Here is a 502-nt window from a genome sequence, read left to right as displayed (position 1 = left end):
TATGTCTCCATAGATGTCCAAATGTAATGCCTTTTGCGAGAGAATTGGCCATGCTTGATAGTTTGAGTAACAGCATGATGGATATAATGGACAAGATGAGAGCTCCTCCAAACATGAAGCTTACATTCTGGTTGTAATCGAGTTTCATATCACTCAAATAGTTTGCAAAGATATTCATCATCAGATTAAATACAGTTGCTAAGAGTAGAAAGAGGATTATATAATTGACGACTTGGATTATCCATTGCTCGAAAAGGCGATGAGTTGGTTGCCAGAGCAAAGCAATGATGAAGAGTGGTCCCAATCCTACGAGAAGTGTAATAGCGATTTTTGTCAGGAGCACGAGACCCCCACCGATTGCGACTACGAGGCTTGTTGCTAGCAAGATGAGGATTCCTAAGAGACTGTAAAGCAATCCATTGGCTTCGAAGAAGACGGTTTCTTGGAAAAGACGGCCTGCATATTGGAATCCTTTGGTTGCTGCTTTGTCAAGTAAATTCAT

1 protein-coding gene is annotated in these 502 nt (G+C 41.0%); it reads right to left on the bottom strand.

Going from position 1 to position 502, the window contains the following annotated elements:
* Positions 1–502, bottom strand: a 502-nt coding sequence (locus ACFIMU_RS08795) for a type IV secretion system protein (protein WP_375696239.1), incomplete at both ends; no start/stop codon positions are given.

The organism is Bartonella sp. AC70YNML, assembly GCF_042196545.1.
Taxonomy (GTDB): Bacteria; Pseudomonadota; Alphaproteobacteria; order Rhizobiales; family Rhizobiaceae; genus Bartonella.
This window is presented reverse-complemented; position numbering and strand designations above follow the sequence as displayed.